We start from the raw sequence: 13,437 nt of genomic DNA on the forward strand, positions 1-13,437 counted from the left end.
GCCGCTACCGTGAGGGCGATAGCGGCCATACACATACAGGACAGCTTAGCGAATGGTGTAGGCAGCCAGCTTACCGCCGTTGCCGTACACATACATCCAGTCGCCATCCACTAACGGGCGAACCCGAACGCCGCCGTTACCCAGCTTCTGACGACCGGCCATATGACCATCCGTCTGGCTTAGCAGGTGAATATAGCCTTCATAATCACCTACAGCGACGTAGTTCGACAGCACAGCCGGGGCGGACAACATACGACGCGCCAGGGAATCATTGCTCCACAGCGCTGAAGCCGAATTTTGATCTACTGCTTCAACGGTGCCATTTTCCAGGCTTACATATACGTTACCGAAACCTTCAGCGACACCGGTATAGCTGGATGCATCACGTTGCCAGAGCACACGACCGCTCTCAAGATCCAGTCCGGCAACCCGGCCGTGGTACGTGGCCACATACAGCGTAGTACCTGAAAGCAGCAGTCCGCCGTTGATATCAACCATACGATCCAGCTCGGAGCGCCCCTGTGGGATGGCAACCTGCTGCTCCCAGATCGGCAAGCCACGCTGTTCATCCAGCGCAATCACCTTTCCGCTGGCCAGGCCGGCGACAACATAGCGATTGGTTACGACCGGAGCACCTGTGCCACGCAGGGTCAGAACAGGCATGCTCTCCTCATAGAGCCAGCGACGGTCACCCGTCTCGGCATCAAGGGCATAAAGCTTGTCGTCCTGAGTCTGGACAGCCACGATGTCACCGTTGCTGACCGGCGGAGCCAGTACTTCACTGGAAACCCTGGCGCGCCATTTTTCATCGCCCGAGGTTGCGTCCAGGGCAACGACATCCCCTCTCAACGTACCAACCAGAACCAGCCCGTAGGCAGCGCCAACGCCACCTGAAACAGGCAGGTCCAGCTTTTTCTTCCAAATGATGTCACCGTTTTCACGGTTCAACGCCATGACCAGGCCTTCGTTATCAGTCACGTACAGGGACTGACCGTCAATGGCAGGCGTCAACAGGTTGTAGGTATCACCCTGCCCTTCCCCTACCGAGCGGCTCCATTGCTCCTGCAACTGAACATCGGCCTTGAAGTCCTGCAATTCAGCAGGCGGCAGCTCTTTTTTGCTGTTACTGCTGCACCCGACAGCAGTCAGGGCCAAGGCCAGTAGCGCAACATGTTTCCAACGCAGCATCAGGCATCTCCTTTTGCCAGGTCATCCAGCTTCATCTGCAGCGTGCCTTCGGCGGCATCGGCAGGCAATTCGGACTTGGCTTTTTCATAAGCGGCACGGGCATCGTCGACACGGCCCAGACTGACCAACAGATCACCACGTAACTCTTCGCGGTTGGCGACATAAGGCTCTGCAACCTTGCCTTCCAGTAGTTTCAGGCCATCTTCAGCCTTGCCCTGCGCAGCCAGCACACGCGCCAGACGCTGGCGTGCCAGTTCGCCCACAGTATCATCCGCCGGCTTATCGACAATCGCCTTCAGCTCGTTGGCTGCGTCATCCAGCTTGCCACTCTCAACAGCAACCTTGGCCACGAAAAGACTACCGTATTGGGAATAGGTAGTACCTGAATACTCCTGCTTGAGCTGGTTGGACAGGTCCGTTACCCGAGCGGTATCCGGTTTGCCGCTGGGATCCAGCGCTGCCTGAACCAGCTCCTGATATACGATGGACGCAGCCTGAGACTGATTGGTCTGATTACGCTCCCACCATTGCCAGCCCAGCACGGCCACCAGGGCCACAACGCCACCGGTGAGCAGCGGCTTGCCGTTACGCTGCCACCAATCCTGAAGGTGGGCGACATTTGGATCTTCATTCTGCGAACTCACCGGTCACTCCTATTCGCTTTCGCTGTGTGCGGACGTCTGCTGCTGCAAGCTATCGTGCAGGCGTGCGGACAACTGATCCCAGGCGACCATCTCCTGGGCACTATCATTACGCAAGGGCTTGAGGCCAACCTGGCGCTGCGCCAGCTCATCCTCGCCCAGAATCAGAGCAAACCATGCACCGCTCTTGTCTGCCTTCTTGAACTGACTCTTGAAACTTCCGCCGCCAGCATTAACCGCCAGACGCAAGGACGGCAAGGCCGTACGCAGCTGCTCGGCCAAGGCCAGACCGGCCAGTTCTGCCGCTTCACCAAAGGTGCATAGGTAGATGTCCATCGGACGGCTAAGCTCGGCGGGAATCTTGTTCAGCGTCTCAAGCATCAGCACCAGACGCTCGACACCCATAGCAAAACCAACGCCTGGCGTAGGCTTTCCACCAAACTGAGTGATCAGACCATCGTAGCGTCCGCCAGCGCACACCGTACCTTGTGCGCCCAGCTTATCGGTTACCCACTCGAATACGGTACGACCGTAGTAGTCCAGACCCCGTACAAGCTTCGGATTGATCGTGTACTCGATGCCTGCTGCCTCAAGGCGTGCCTTCAAGCCTTCAAAATGGGCACGAGACTCTTCATCTAGATAATCCGACAACGTGGGAGCATCGGTCAGCAAGGCCTGTGTCTGGGCATTCTTGCTGTCCAGAATACGCAGGGGATTAGTCGTCAAACGACGCTGACTGTCTTCATCCAGCTGATCGAAATGCTGCTTGAGGTAATCAACCAAGGCATCCCGATAGGCTGCACGCGCTTCGCTTGAACCCAAGCTGTTCAGCTGCAGTGTAACGGCATCATTAATACCCAGCTGCCTCCACAGGCGCGCCGTCATGATGATCAGCTCAGCATCGATATCCGGCCCAGGCAAGTTAAAGACCTCTACGCCAATCTGATGGAACTGGCGATAGCGTCCTTTTTGCGGCTTCTCGTAGCGGAACATGGGTCCCGTATACCAGAGTTTCTGAACCTGGCCACCGCCTGTAAGGCCGTGCTCCAGCACGGCGCGGACACACCCTGCTGTGCCTTCCGGACGCAGCGTCAGCGACTCACCGTTACGGTCGAGAAAAGTATACATTTCCTTGTCGACCACATCGGTGCCCTCGCCGATACCCCGAGCGAACAGCTCGGTGAATTCGAGGATAGGCAGTCGGATTTCCTTGTAGCCGTACCCATCCAGCAAGGTAGCGAAAGTTGTTTCCAGATAGCGCCAGGCTGGCGTCTGCTCTGGCAGTATGTCGTTCATGCCACGAATGGCTTGCAAAGACTTGCTCACGAGGAGTCCTTAATTCAATTCTCTAACGGCATTCAGCTACGGGCAATAACAGCCGCATCCGCTTCCATTTTTTCAGCCGCTTTGCGGCGAATCAGCTGCTCCAGCTCATCCACCAGATTCTCATTGGTCAGCTTTTGTGCAGGCTTGCCATCGATATACACTAGGTTATTAGGCGTGCCGCCAGTCAACCCTACGTGAGCCTCTTTGGCCTCTCCCGGCCCATTGACCACACAGCCGATAACGGCCACATCTAAGGGAACCAGAAGATCTTCCAGGCGCCCTTCCAGATCATTCATGGTCTTGACCACATCAAAGTTCTGGCGAGAGCAGCTTGGACAGGCAATGAAGTTGATGCCGCGTGACCGTAAGCGCAACGACTTCAGGATATCGAAACCCACCTTGATCTCTTCGACCGGATCCGCCGCCAGGGAGATACGAATGGTATCGCCAATGCCTTCGGCCAGCAGCATGCCCAGGCCAACCGCAGATTTTACGGTGCCGGAACGCAAACCACCTGCCTCGGTGATGCCCAGGTGTAGCGGCTGCTCGATCTGCTTCGCCAGCAAGCGATAAGCCGATACGGCCATGAAGACGTCACTCGCCTTCACACTGACCTTGAAGTTCTGGAAATCCAGTTTGTCGAGGTAATCGACATGACGCATGGCTGATTCCAGTAGCGCTTCAGGGGTAGGCTCACCATATTTTTTCTGCAGATCCTTTTCCAGAGAGCCCGCATTCACGCCGATACGAATCGGAATGTTCTTGTCACGCGCCGCATCGACTACCGCCCTGACCCGGTCTTCACGCCCGATGTTGCCAGGGTTGATACGCAGACAATCCACACCGAGTTCAGCTACCCGAAGGGCAATTCTGTAATCAAAATGAATGTCTGCAACCAGAGGAACATTCACCTGCTGCTTGATTTGACCGAATGCTTCTGCAGCATCCATGTCGGGAACTGAAACCCGAACGATATCAGCGCCTGCATCTTCCAGACGACGGATTTGCGCAACTGTTGCGGCAACATCACAGGTTTCGGTGTTCGTCATGCTCTGTACCGCGATAGGAGCATCGCCTCCTACCGGCACGGAGCCTACCCAGATCTTTCGAGAAGGGCGACGTTTGATCGGCGATTCGCTATGCATGACAGGACTCTTCTTCCTGATAAATACCAGATCCTTACGGAGACTGGTTAAAACCAGAGAACTATAAAATATGATCCGATAATAAAATCAAAGCGGCAGAATGATGCCGCTTTGATCGTACTGCAATTCTGGTTACTGAGACGCCTGCCCTACTTTGAAGCGAGCAGTTTCCCCACGTACATAGGGCTTGATGTCTACCGGCTGGCCGTTATAGGTAATTTGCGCACCTCGTGCGTAGCCTAAACGAATCTCCACAGGAGCTTTTACCGTTTCAAACTGCAGGGTATCACCCTTTCGTTTGAGGCCACTGTAAATAACTTTCCCCGACGCATCTGTGATCTGCATCCAGCAGTCCGCTACCAGCTGAATGCTCAAGCCTCCCTGCCCTGCCGCTGGCGCAGTCTCGCCGGCTGGCGGCGTGGTAGGCGCAAGCGCAGCATCGGTCGATACAACCGGAGTAGTCGGTGTAGCGGCCGCAGCAGGAGCAGCATTCGCAGCGCCATTGGCTGCCGCACCGGAAGCGGTATTCGCTACAGGCACAGGCGTTTGCGCAACAGCATTGGCAGCGGGAGCAGTCGGTGTAGCGGGCACACCTGGCTCTGATGCAGCGGGCACCTCAGCCTTTTGAGCTTCCGCCACCGCCTGATCTTCAGGCTCATCAAGCGTATGAATTTCAGTAGTGCCGTCTGCGCTTTCTACTTCGACATGCTCAAGGCTAAGGCCATTACCGCCCATACCAAGCCCGGAGCGCTCCTGCCACCAGAACAGGCCAAGCCCAATGATAACAACGACCAGAATAAAGCTGACGATACGCAGGACATTACGCGACAAGCGCACCGGTTCTTCAACACGGTTTATGGTGTGAACCGTACTGCCTTTGGCATCGGTCCCTGTGTACTGATCGAAGACCTTTACAAGCTCAGCCTGATCAAGCCCCAGCAGCTTCCCATAGGAGCGGACATAACCGCGGGCAAACGTATGCCCTGGCAGCTTTTGATAGTCCCCAGCTTCCAGCAACTCGATGACATGCCCACTCAGATTCATCTGAGCAGCCACTTGAGCGATGCTCCACCCATTGGAAATGCGAGCCTGGCGCAGTATGTCGCCTGGATTACCACGAGCTGACATTACAGCCTCAGGTTGCACATTACTCATCGTTGCTCCGACTGAAGTTGTTTATATTCTTCAGAAGCGGGATAAAGCCGCTTCAATTGCAAGGTATAACTGGCAGCCGTATCGCGATCGTTGAATACTTCGGCCAGACGGATGCCCAGTAAAAGGCTACGCGCATCCTGGGGCGAAATACGGCTAAATGCTTCGTAATACCCACGTGCAGGTACATACTCACGAGCCGCATAAGAGAGCTGCGCCATTTCCAGCAAAGCCTTGGGTTGGTTGCTGTTCAGTCTCAGCGACTTCTCCAAATACTGGCGTGCCAATTCGGGCTTATTCAACCTTAACGCAGTTAAACCGAGGTTTTCAAAGACTCGCGAGCGTTCAGGGTACAAAGGATCCTGCGAGGCCTCTATGAAACGATCGTAGGCTTCGCTGTATCGCTTCTGCTCAAAAAGAAAGCTTCCGTAATTATTGAGAATACGGGAATCGTTACGGCGTGCTGACATGGCCTTGCGGTATTCTTCGTCAGCCAGTTTGGGCTCCATCTCGGTCTGGAACACCAATGCCAGCGCGGCATGGGCATCGGCGCTCGAGGCGTCAAGCTGCAGGGCCTGTTTCAGCGGGATCTTGGCCTGCTCGGTGTTTCCTTCCTGCAGATAGCCCAGACCCAACTGAATGTAGGCGTCCCGGGCATGATCACGACCTTTTTCCGTACTCAGAGGGTCAGTAGAGCCAGTAGTGACGCAGCCGGTTAAAAGTCCTGCAACTGCCAAAGCCAATACTGCACGCAACATCACTAACCCTCTCCTTTTAATTAATTCTGGCGAACACCCAAAGCCGCATCGTTCTCATTATTCAACTGGCGTACAGCAATGTACCGCTCGCTTCGTCGAGTACGGTCCATAACCTTTCCTACCAGCTGCCCACAGGCTGCATCGATATCATCGCCACGCGTAGTACGCACGGTGACATTGAAACCGGCCTGCTGCAGGAGTTCCTGGAAGCGACGCACCGCATTCTTGCTGGGGCGCTCGTAACCGGAATGAGGGAAAGGATTAAAAGGAATCAGATTGATCTTGCAGGGCACGTTGCGCAGCAATTCAATCATCTGCACAGCATGCTCGGGCTGGTCGTTGACGTCCTTGAGTAGAGTGTACTCAATGGTCAGAACACGTTTTTCACCCAGCTGACCAATGTACCGCTGACAGGCATCCAGCAGCATGGCCAGAGGATACTTGCGATTGATCGGTACCAGCTCGTTGCGCAAGGCGTCGTTGGGCGCATGCAGCGACAGCGCCAGAGACACATCGACGTGCTTGGCCAGCTCCTCAATCATGGGCACTACCCCTGACGTGGATAGCGTTACCTTGCGCTTGGATATTCCATAACCCAAGTCATCCATCATGATTTGCATGGCAGCTACGACATTGTCGAAATTGAGCAGCGGCTCACCCATGCCCATCATCACGACGTTCGTAATGGCACGGTCGATCTTGGCCGGCACAGTACCAAATGACTTGTTGGCAACCCACACTTGGCCGATGACTTCGGCAGCCGTGAGATTGCTATTGAAACCTTGCTTTCCGGTCGAACAGAAACTGCAGTCAAGTGCACAGCCTGCCTGTGACGAAACACACAGCGTGCCACGCTTGTCCTGAGGAATGTAAACCGTCTCAACGCAGCTACCGGAAGCCACACGAATGACCCACTTGCGGGTGCCATCCGCCGAAATATCTTCACTTACTACTTCGGGGCCACGAATCTCGGCGCAGGCCTTGAGCTTTTCGCGCAAGGCCTTGCCGAGATTACTCATGGCGTCAAAATCATCAACGCCAAAGTGGTGAATCCATTTCATCACTTGGCCGGCACGAAAGCGCTTCTCTCCGATGGACTCGAAGAACTGCTCCATTTGTGGCTGGGTAAGCCCCAGCAGGTTAGTCTTGCCGACTGTATTACTCATGGATTCACCTGTGGATCAGCGAGTGCGCTCGCAAACTTCAGTTGCAGCGAAGAAGTAAGCAATTTCACGGGCAGCCGATGCTTCGGAATCAGAACCGTGAACAGCGTTTTCATCGATGGAAACAGCGAAATCAGCGCGGATGGTACCGGCGTCTGCTTTCTTGGGATCGGTAGCGCCCATCAGCTCACGGTTCTTGGCAATGGCGTTTTCGCCTTCCAGAACCTGAACAACGACCGGACCGGAAGTCATGAAGGACACCAGATCCTTGAAGAAAGGACGCTCTTTGTGCTCAGCATAGAAGCCACCGGCTTCGCGCTCGGAGAGCTGAACCATCTTCGCGGCCACAACGCGCAGGCCAGCCTTTTCGAAGCGAGTGATGATTTCACCAACGACGTTCTTGGCTACAGCGTCCGGCTTGATGATAGAAAGGGTGCGTTGAACAGACATGACAACTCCAAAGTTGGGCATTTAGCAAAAACGAAACCCGCGGATTATACGCGGGCTTCGGTCAAAAGCGTAGGCTAACGAAGAATAGGTTAGTCCGCTTCTTCAATCCACGCAGCTTGGATGGCTTCGAGTACCTTCTCGCCACCCCGCTGGGGGTCATCGTCAAACCCGGGCAGTGCGGTGACCTAGTTACGCAAATTCACGAAATTTACATAGCGGGGATCCACATCCGGGTGAGCTTCGGAAAGAGCGATTGCGATATCCAGCACATCGACCCATTTCATCGCCATGATGATCTTCCTTAGTGACGTTCCGATACCTGATTGATGGTGTAGCGGGGAATTTCAACGACCAAGTCGGCAGTGCCAACCTTTGCCTGACAGGACAGCCGGGACTCCGGCTCCAGTCCCCATGCCTTGTCCAGCATGTCATCTTCAAGCTCGTCAGACGGCTCCATGGAGCCAAAGCCTTCACGAACGACGACATGGCAGGTCGTACAGGCACAAGACATTTCACAGGCATGCTCGACTTCAATACCGTTGCGCAACGCTGCATCGATAATGGTTTCACCTTCTTCGGCCTGGATCACCGCGCCCTCGGGGCAATGCTCTGGGTGGGGCAGAAAAACGATCTGCGGCATGGTGAACTTACTCCTGGATTTCGTTAAGACGACGACCCGCCAGGGCCGCCTTGATCGATGCATCCATCCGGCGAGCCGCGAATGCATCGGTCACTTGGGAAAGACGCTTGGTTTGTACTTCAATAGCAGAGGCATCTGAATGGTCGACAAGACTCTTTAGCTTGTCGATCTCGGCCTCTATAACTTCACGCTCTTCAGCGTCCAGCAAACGATCGCCGTCCTCAGCGACAGCCGCCTGGACCGCCTCTAGAAGACGTTGCGCCTCGACTTGCTGCTCACGTAGCACGCGAGCGTTCATGTCATCGCCGGCATTCTGGAAAGAATCCTGCAGCATACGCGCGATTTCACCATCCGTCAGACCATAGGATGGCTTGACCTGGATACTGGCTTCCACACCACTGGAGAGCTCTCGCGCAGAGACGCTCAGCAAGCCGTCCGCATCTACCTGAAAAGTCACACGGATCTTGGCAGCGCCAGCCACCATAGGCGGAATGCCGCGCAGCTCGAAACGAGCCAGCGAACGAGCATCTTTCACCAGCTCTCGCTCACCCTGCAGCACATGAATCATCATGGCTGACTGGCCATCTTTATACGTTGTGAAATCCTGGGCACGTGCCACAGGTATGGTCGTGTTACGCGGGATAATCTTTTCCATCAAACCGCCCATGGTTTCAAGCCCAAGGGAGAGCGGAATGACATCCAGCAGCAAGAGTTCTTCGCCACCACGGTTACCCGCCAGGGTATCAGCCTGAATGGCCGCACCGATGGCAACAACCTTATCCGGATCAATGTCCGTCAGTGGCTCGCGACCGAACAGTCTGGCCACTGCGGATCGGACTTGCGGCACGCGAGTGGAGCCACCCACCATGACTACCGCCTTGACTTCCTCAAGCTCGCAACCAGAGTCACGCACTGCGCGACGGCAAGCTTTCAGGCTTCGCGCGATCAACGGCTCGATCAGTGTTTCAAAGTGCTCGCGAGTAAGCTCGCCCTGCCAGGTACCGTAACTGAGCGTAACAGTAGGTTGCGCCGACAATTGCTCTTTGGCCATGCAGCCTAATTGCAGTAACTGACGTTGCTCCGAGGGCGACAGATTAGTAGACAGCCCCGCCTGTTCGATTACCCAGGTCGCAATGGCATGGTCAAAATCATCACCACCCAAGGCACTATCACCTCCGGTAGCCAGGACTTCGAAAACCCCTTTGCTCAAACGCAAGATGGAAATATCAAATGTGCCGCCACCCAGGTCATAGATCGCAATGAGGCCCTCCGCACCACGATCCAACCCATAGGCCACTGCCGCTGCGGTGGGCTCGTTAAGCAGCCGCAACACATTCAAACCGGCCAGCTTGGCAGCGTCCTTGGTCGCTTGGCGCTGCGCGTCATCAAAGTAAGCCGGAACGGTTATTACCGCGCCAACCAATTCACCACCCAGGGTCTTTTCTGCACGCGAACGCAGTACACGAAGGATTTCGGCTGAGACCTCAACAGGGCTCTTGAGCCCTTGTATCGTCTCAATGAAAGGCATGTGGGACTCGCCTTCAGCGAATCGATAGGGTAACTGCTCGCCCAATTGCTTGATATCAGCCAGACCGCGACCCATGAAGCGCTTTACGGAAAGAATCGTATTGAAAGGGTCTTGTGCAGCACTTTGCTTGGCTACATCCCCTACTTCAATATCCTTTTCCAAATAGCGAACGGCTGAGGGAAGAATGACACCGCCCTGCTCATCAGGAAGCGGCTCAGAGACGCCGCTGCGCACGGCAGCGACAAGAGAATTCGTAGTGCCCAGATCAATCCCTACCGCCAACTTGCGTTGATGCGGCTTGGGAGCCATTCCAGGTTCGGCAATTTGCAATAAAGCCATTGCTATTCAGCTTGTGCTAGGGGCGCCTTTAAGCAGGCGCCAGATTAATCGTCGAGGCGCTCTTCCAACTGACGCACTTCGCTGCTCAGCTTGTCGAGAAACTGCATGCGGCGAACAAGCCGTTCTGCAGTTTCCTGTTTCGAAGCGTTCTCCCAACACGAATCGAACTCATGCTCGAGTTCAGCCTGGGATTTCTTCAAACGCTGCTTGAAGGGCGCGATACCATCAACGTCCCCCTCATCCTGCAGTTCTTCCAACTCTTCACGCCACTGCATCTGCTGAAGGAGAAAGTCGGGATCCTGGATAGTCGCCTCAACAGGCATTTCATGCCCTTGAAGCGACAGCAGGTAACGGGCTCGCCGCGAGGGAGTCTTGAGAACGTGATACGCCTCGTTCAACTGCGCCGCACGCTCCAGTGCCTGTCGCCGCTCCCGCTCGGGGGCATCGGCAAAGCGATCAGGATGCACTGTACGCGCAAGCTCACGATAGCGACTCGAAAGCTGCTCGAGATCAAGCGCAAAAGACGGCTTGAGATCGAACAAGGCAAAGTGACAAGGCGTTCCCACGGGCGACCTCAAACGTTGAAGCTTTCGCCGCAGCCACACTCACCGCGCACGTTAGGGTTATTGAACTTGAATCCCTCGTTGAGTCCTTCCTTGACGAAGTCCAGCTCGGTACCGTCAAGGTAGACAAGGCTCTTCGGATCAATGATGACCTTGACGCCATGGCTTTCGAACACCTGATCTTCTTCAGCCAGCGTATCAACGAATTCCAGCACATAGGCCAAGCCCGAACATCCGGTGGTACGTACGCCCAGACGGATACCTTCGCCTTTGCCGCGTCCTTCCAGAGAACGCTGCACGTGACGTGCAGCAGATTCAGTCATGCTAATGGCCATCAGTGCCTCCTCAAGCCAAACCTTTCTTCTGCTTATAGTCCTGCACCGCCGCCTTGATGGCGTCTTCGGCCAGAACCGAGCAGTGAATCTTGACCGGAGGCAAAGCTAGCTCTTCAGCAATCATGGAGTTCTTGATCGCCTCTGCCTCATCGATGGTCTTGCCCTTCATCCACTCGGTAGCGAGCGAGCTGGAAGCGATGGCAGAGCCACAGCCATAGGTCTTGAAGCGTGCATCTTCGATGACGCCCTGATCGTTGACCTTGATCTGCAGACGCATGACATCACCACACGCCGGCGCACCAACCATGCCTGTTCCGACGTCAGGATCTTCGGCATCGAATTTGCCAACGTTACGCGGGTTTTCGTAGTGATCGATTACTTTATCGCTGTAAGCCATTTCTCAATCCTCACTCATCAGGAGCGGTTTAGTGTGCCTGCCATTCAACTGTGGTCAGGTCAACGCCCTCTTTGTACATATCCCACAACGGAGAAAGTTCACGCAGCTTGGTTACTGCATCACGCACTTTCTCGGCGGCGTAATCAACTTCTTCTTCGGTCGTGAAACGGCCAAAGGTGAAACGAATGGAGCTATGAGCCAGTTCATCGTTACGGCCTAACGCGCGCAGCACATAGGAAGGCTCAAGCGAGGCCGAAGTACAGGCCGAACCCGACGATACCGCCAGATCCTTGAGCGCCATGATCAGGGATTCACCCTCTACATAGTTGAAGCTCAAGTTCAGGTTATGCGGTACGCGTGAAACCAGACTGCCGTTTACATACAGCTCTTCCATATCCTGAAGCTTGCTGTAGAAACGATCGCTCAGCGCCTTGATACGAACGTTTTCCTGCGCCATCTCTTCCTTGGCAATTCGGAAGGCCTCGCCCATCCCGACGATCTGGTGAGTCGCCAGCGTACCGGAACGCATACCACGCTCGTGACCGCCGCCATGGGTCTGCGCCTCAAGACGAACGCGCGGCTTACGACGAACATAAAGCGCACCAATACCTTTCGGACCATAGGTCTTGTGTGCCGAGAAGGACATGAGGTCAACTTTCAGCGTCTCAAGGTCGATCTCAACCTTACCGGTTGACTGAGCAGCATCCACATGGAACAGGATGCCACGGGCACGCGTAAGCTCGCCCAGCGCAGCGATGTCATTGATGGTGCCGATCTCGTTATTGACGTGCATCAGGGAAACCAGAATGGTGTCCTCACGCAATACTGCTTCAACCATATCCGGCGTGATCAGGCCATCTTCGCCCGGCTCTAGGTAAGTCACCTCAAAACCTTCGCGCTCGAGCTGGCGAGTCGTATCCAATACGGCCTTGTGCTCGATCTTCGACGTAATGATGTGCTTGCCCTTGCTCTGATAGAAGTGAGCCACACCTTTGATCGCCAGGTTATCCGATTCGGTCGCACCGGATGTCCAAACGATTTCACGTGGATCGGCATTCACTAGCTCGGCAACCTGACGGCGAGCATTCTCGACCGCTTCTTCAGCCTTCCAGCCAAACATGTGCGAGCGCGAGGCTGGATTACCAAAGTTACCATCTACCAAGAGACACTCGCTCATTTTCTGAGCGACACGTGGATCGACTGGAGTAGTTGCAGAGTAATCAAGATAAATCGGTAATTTCATCGGTAACTCCTATATCAGGCTGGCGGCCGGCTCACTCAATAGCGGACGCTTCAATCTTTTCAATGTCCGAGGCACGAGTTCGGCTATTGCACACTCGCTTGTCCTGACGGTTCGCTACAGCTTGTATCTCATTACGCGCGACTAGATCCGCTAGCGTAATACCGCTGAGAAACGTATGAATCTGCTCGCTCAGATCGCACCACAAGTGATGCGTCAGGCATATGTCACCGGAGTGGCAATCGCCCTGCCCCTGACAGCGGGTAGCATCGACAGACTCGTTTACGGCATCGATGACCTGAGCGACATGAATGTCCTGCATATCGCGCGACAGTTGATAACCACCGCCCGGTCCACGCACACTGGTTACCAAAGTGCCACGGCGCAACTTGGCAAACAGCTGCTCAAGATAGGAAAGCGATATACCTTGGCGCTCAGAGATGTCAGCCAGGGAGACCGGTCCACGCTGCGCATGCAGCGCCAGATCAAGCATGGCGGTGACGGCGTATCGTCCTTTGGTTGTCAGTCTCATGGCAAAACCAGGATGTACTTTAGATAGGTCAAGTATGCAA

General features: G+C 55.0%; 15 protein-coding genes and 1 pseudogene. All 16 read right to left on the reverse strand.

What is annotated here, in order from left to right; genetic code table 11:
• Positions 1 to 45 precede the first annotated feature (45 nt).
• Positions 46 to 1,188 carry an outer membrane protein assembly factor BamB gene (bamB, locus tag GM154_RS00575; RefSeq protein WP_010797333.1) on the reverse strand — a complete coding sequence of 381 codons (1,143 nt, stop codon included), beginning with the start codon at positions 1,186 to 1,188 and terminating at the stop codon, positions 46 to 48.
• Positions 1,188 to 1,832 carry a tetratricopeptide repeat protein gene (locus tag GM154_RS00580; RefSeq protein ID WP_122043290.1) on the reverse strand — a complete coding sequence of 215 codons (645 nt, stop codon included), beginning with the start codon at positions 1,830 to 1,832 and terminating at the stop codon, positions 1,188 to 1,190. The genes bamB and GM154_RS00580 overlap by 1 nt, the downstream gene beginning before the upstream one ends.
• A 9-nt stretch (positions 1,833 to 1,841) precedes the next feature.
• The gene (gene hisS, locus GM154_RS00585; protein ID WP_219650604.1) at positions 1,842 to 3,155 is read right to left on the reverse strand and encodes a histidine--tRNA ligase; all 1,314 of its coding nucleotides are present in this window, start codon (positions 3,153 to 3,155) and stop codon (positions 1,842 to 1,844) included.
• Between the two features lie 32 nt (positions 3,156 to 3,187).
• Complete coding sequence (ispG, locus tag GM154_RS00590; protein WP_010797330.1) at positions 3,188 to 4,300, reverse strand: flavodoxin-dependent (E)-4-hydroxy-3-methylbut-2-enyl-diphosphate synthase; 1,113 nt, start codon at positions 4,298 to 4,300, stop codon at positions 3,188 to 3,190.
• 132 nt (positions 4,301 to 4,432) lie between these two features.
• Positions 4,433 to 5,455: a RodZ family helix-turn-helix domain-containing protein gene (locus tag GM154_RS00595; protein WP_010797329.1), complete on the reverse strand. Its 1,023-nt coding sequence runs from the start codon at positions 5,453 to 5,455 to the stop codon at positions 4,433 to 4,435.
• On the reverse strand, positions 5,452 to 6,213 hold the full coding sequence (gene pilW, locus GM154_RS00600) for a type IV pilus biogenesis/stability protein PilW (protein WP_374940292.1): 762 nt from the start codon (positions 6,211 to 6,213) through the stop codon (positions 5,452 to 5,454). Before pilW ends, GM154_RS00595 begins: the two co-directional genes overlap by 4 nt.
• Positions 6,214 to 6,230: 17 nt before the next feature.
• Positions 6,231 to 7,376, reverse strand: a complete 1,146-nt coding sequence (rlmN, locus tag GM154_RS00605) for a 23S rRNA (adenine(2503)-C(2))-methyltransferase RlmN (RefSeq protein ID WP_019365644.1) — start codon at positions 7,374 to 7,376, stop codon at positions 6,231 to 6,233.
• A 15-nt stretch (positions 7,377 to 7,391) separates the two neighbouring features.
• A complete protein-coding gene (ndk, locus tag GM154_RS00610; RefSeq protein ID WP_010797326.1) occupies positions 7,392 to 7,823 on the reverse strand; it encodes a nucleoside-diphosphate kinase in 432 nt (143 codons plus the stop codon).
• A gap of 89 nt (positions 7,824 to 7,912) precedes the next feature.
• Positions 7,913 to 8,113 (reverse strand): annotated as a pseudogene (gene iscX / locus GM154_RS00615) (Fe-S cluster assembly protein IscX).
• 11 nt (positions 8,114 to 8,124) lie between these two features.
• Entirely contained in the window at positions 8,125 to 8,463 is a 339-nt protein-coding gene (gene fdx / locus GM154_RS00620; protein ID WP_010797324.1) for an ISC system 2Fe-2S type ferredoxin, read from the reverse strand.
• Between the two features lie 7 nt (positions 8,464 to 8,470).
• Complete coding sequence (gene hscA, locus GM154_RS00625; RefSeq protein WP_219650605.1) at positions 8,471 to 10,330, reverse strand: Fe-S protein assembly chaperone HscA; 1,860 nt, start codon at positions 10,328 to 10,330, stop codon at positions 8,471 to 8,473.
• 44 nt (positions 10,331 to 10,374) lie between these two features.
• Positions 10,375 to 10,896 (reverse strand): co-chaperone HscB, encoded by a 522-nt coding sequence (hscB, locus tag GM154_RS00630; protein ID WP_122043296.1) that lies wholly within the window; start codon positions 10,894 to 10,896, stop codon positions 10,375 to 10,377.
• 8 nt (positions 10,897 to 10,904) lie between these two features.
• On the reverse strand, positions 10,905 to 11,228 hold the full coding sequence (gene iscA / locus GM154_RS00635; protein WP_074827960.1) for an iron-sulfur cluster assembly protein IscA: 324 nt from the start codon (positions 11,226 to 11,228) through the stop codon (positions 10,905 to 10,907).
• Positions 11,229 to 11,238: 10 nt separating this feature from the next.
• A complete protein-coding gene (gene iscU, locus GM154_RS00640) occupies positions 11,239 to 11,625 on the reverse strand; it encodes a Fe-S cluster assembly scaffold IscU (RefSeq protein ID WP_010797320.1) in 387 nt (128 codons plus the stop codon).
• A gap of 28 nt (positions 11,626 to 11,653) precedes the next feature.
• Positions 11,654 to 12,868 carry an IscS subfamily cysteine desulfurase gene (locus GM154_RS00645; RefSeq protein ID WP_010797319.1) on the reverse strand — a complete coding sequence of 405 codons (1,215 nt, stop codon included), beginning with the start codon at positions 12,866 to 12,868 and terminating at the stop codon, positions 11,654 to 11,656.
• A 31-nt stretch (positions 12,869 to 12,899) separates the two neighbouring features.
• Positions 12,900 to 13,397 (reverse strand): Fe-S cluster assembly transcriptional regulator IscR, encoded by a 498-nt coding sequence (iscR, locus tag GM154_RS00650; protein WP_010797318.1) that lies wholly within the window; start codon positions 13,395 to 13,397, stop codon positions 12,900 to 12,902.
• Positions 13,398 to 13,437: the final 40 nt, after the last annotated feature.

The sequence above is a fragment of the Pseudomonas sp. MAG002Y genome, assembly GCF_019400845.1.
Classification (GTDB): domain Bacteria; phylum Pseudomonadota; class Gammaproteobacteria; order Pseudomonadales; family Pseudomonadaceae; genus Chryseomonas; species Chryseomonas luteola.

Coding starts and splice junctions, on each gene's coding strand:
- GM154_RS00595 (WP_010797329.1), bottom strand. CDS start 5,455: ATGAGTAATGTGCAACCTGAGGCTGTAATGTCAGCTCGTGGTAATCCA.
- ispG (WP_010797330.1), bottom strand. CDS start 4,300: ATGCATAGCGAATCGCCGATCAAACGTCGCCCTTCTCGAAAGATCTGG.
- ndk (WP_010797326.1), bottom strand. CDS start 7,823: ATGTCTGTTCAACGCACCCTTTCTATCATCAAGCCGGACGCTGTAGCC.
- fdx (WP_010797324.1), bottom strand. CDS start 8,463: ATGCCGCAGATCGTTTTTCTGCCCCACCCAGAGCATTGCCCCGAGGGC.
- iscR (WP_010797318.1), bottom strand. CDS start 13,397: ATGAGACTGACAACCAAAGGACGATACGCCGTCACCGCCATGCTTGAT.
- iscA (WP_074827960.1), bottom strand. CDS start 11,228: ATGGCCATTAGCATGACTGAATCTGCTGCACGTCACGTGCAGCGTTCT.
- hscA (WP_219650605.1), bottom strand. CDS start 10,330: ATGGCTTTATTGCAAATTGCCGAACCTGGAATGGCTCCCAAGCCGCAT.
- bamB (WP_010797333.1), bottom strand. CDS start 1,188: ATGCTGCGTTGGAAACATGTTGCGCTACTGGCCTTGGCCCTGACTGCT.
- iscU (WP_010797320.1), bottom strand. CDS start 11,625: ATGGCTTACAGCGATAAAGTAATCGATCACTACGAAAACCCGCGTAAC.
- rlmN (WP_019365644.1), bottom strand. CDS start 7,376: ATGAGTAATACAGTCGGCAAGACTAACCTGCTGGGGCTTACCCAGCCA.
- GM154_RS00645 (WP_010797319.1), bottom strand. CDS start 12,868: ATGAAATTACCGATTTATCTTGATTACTCTGCAACTACTCCAGTCGAT.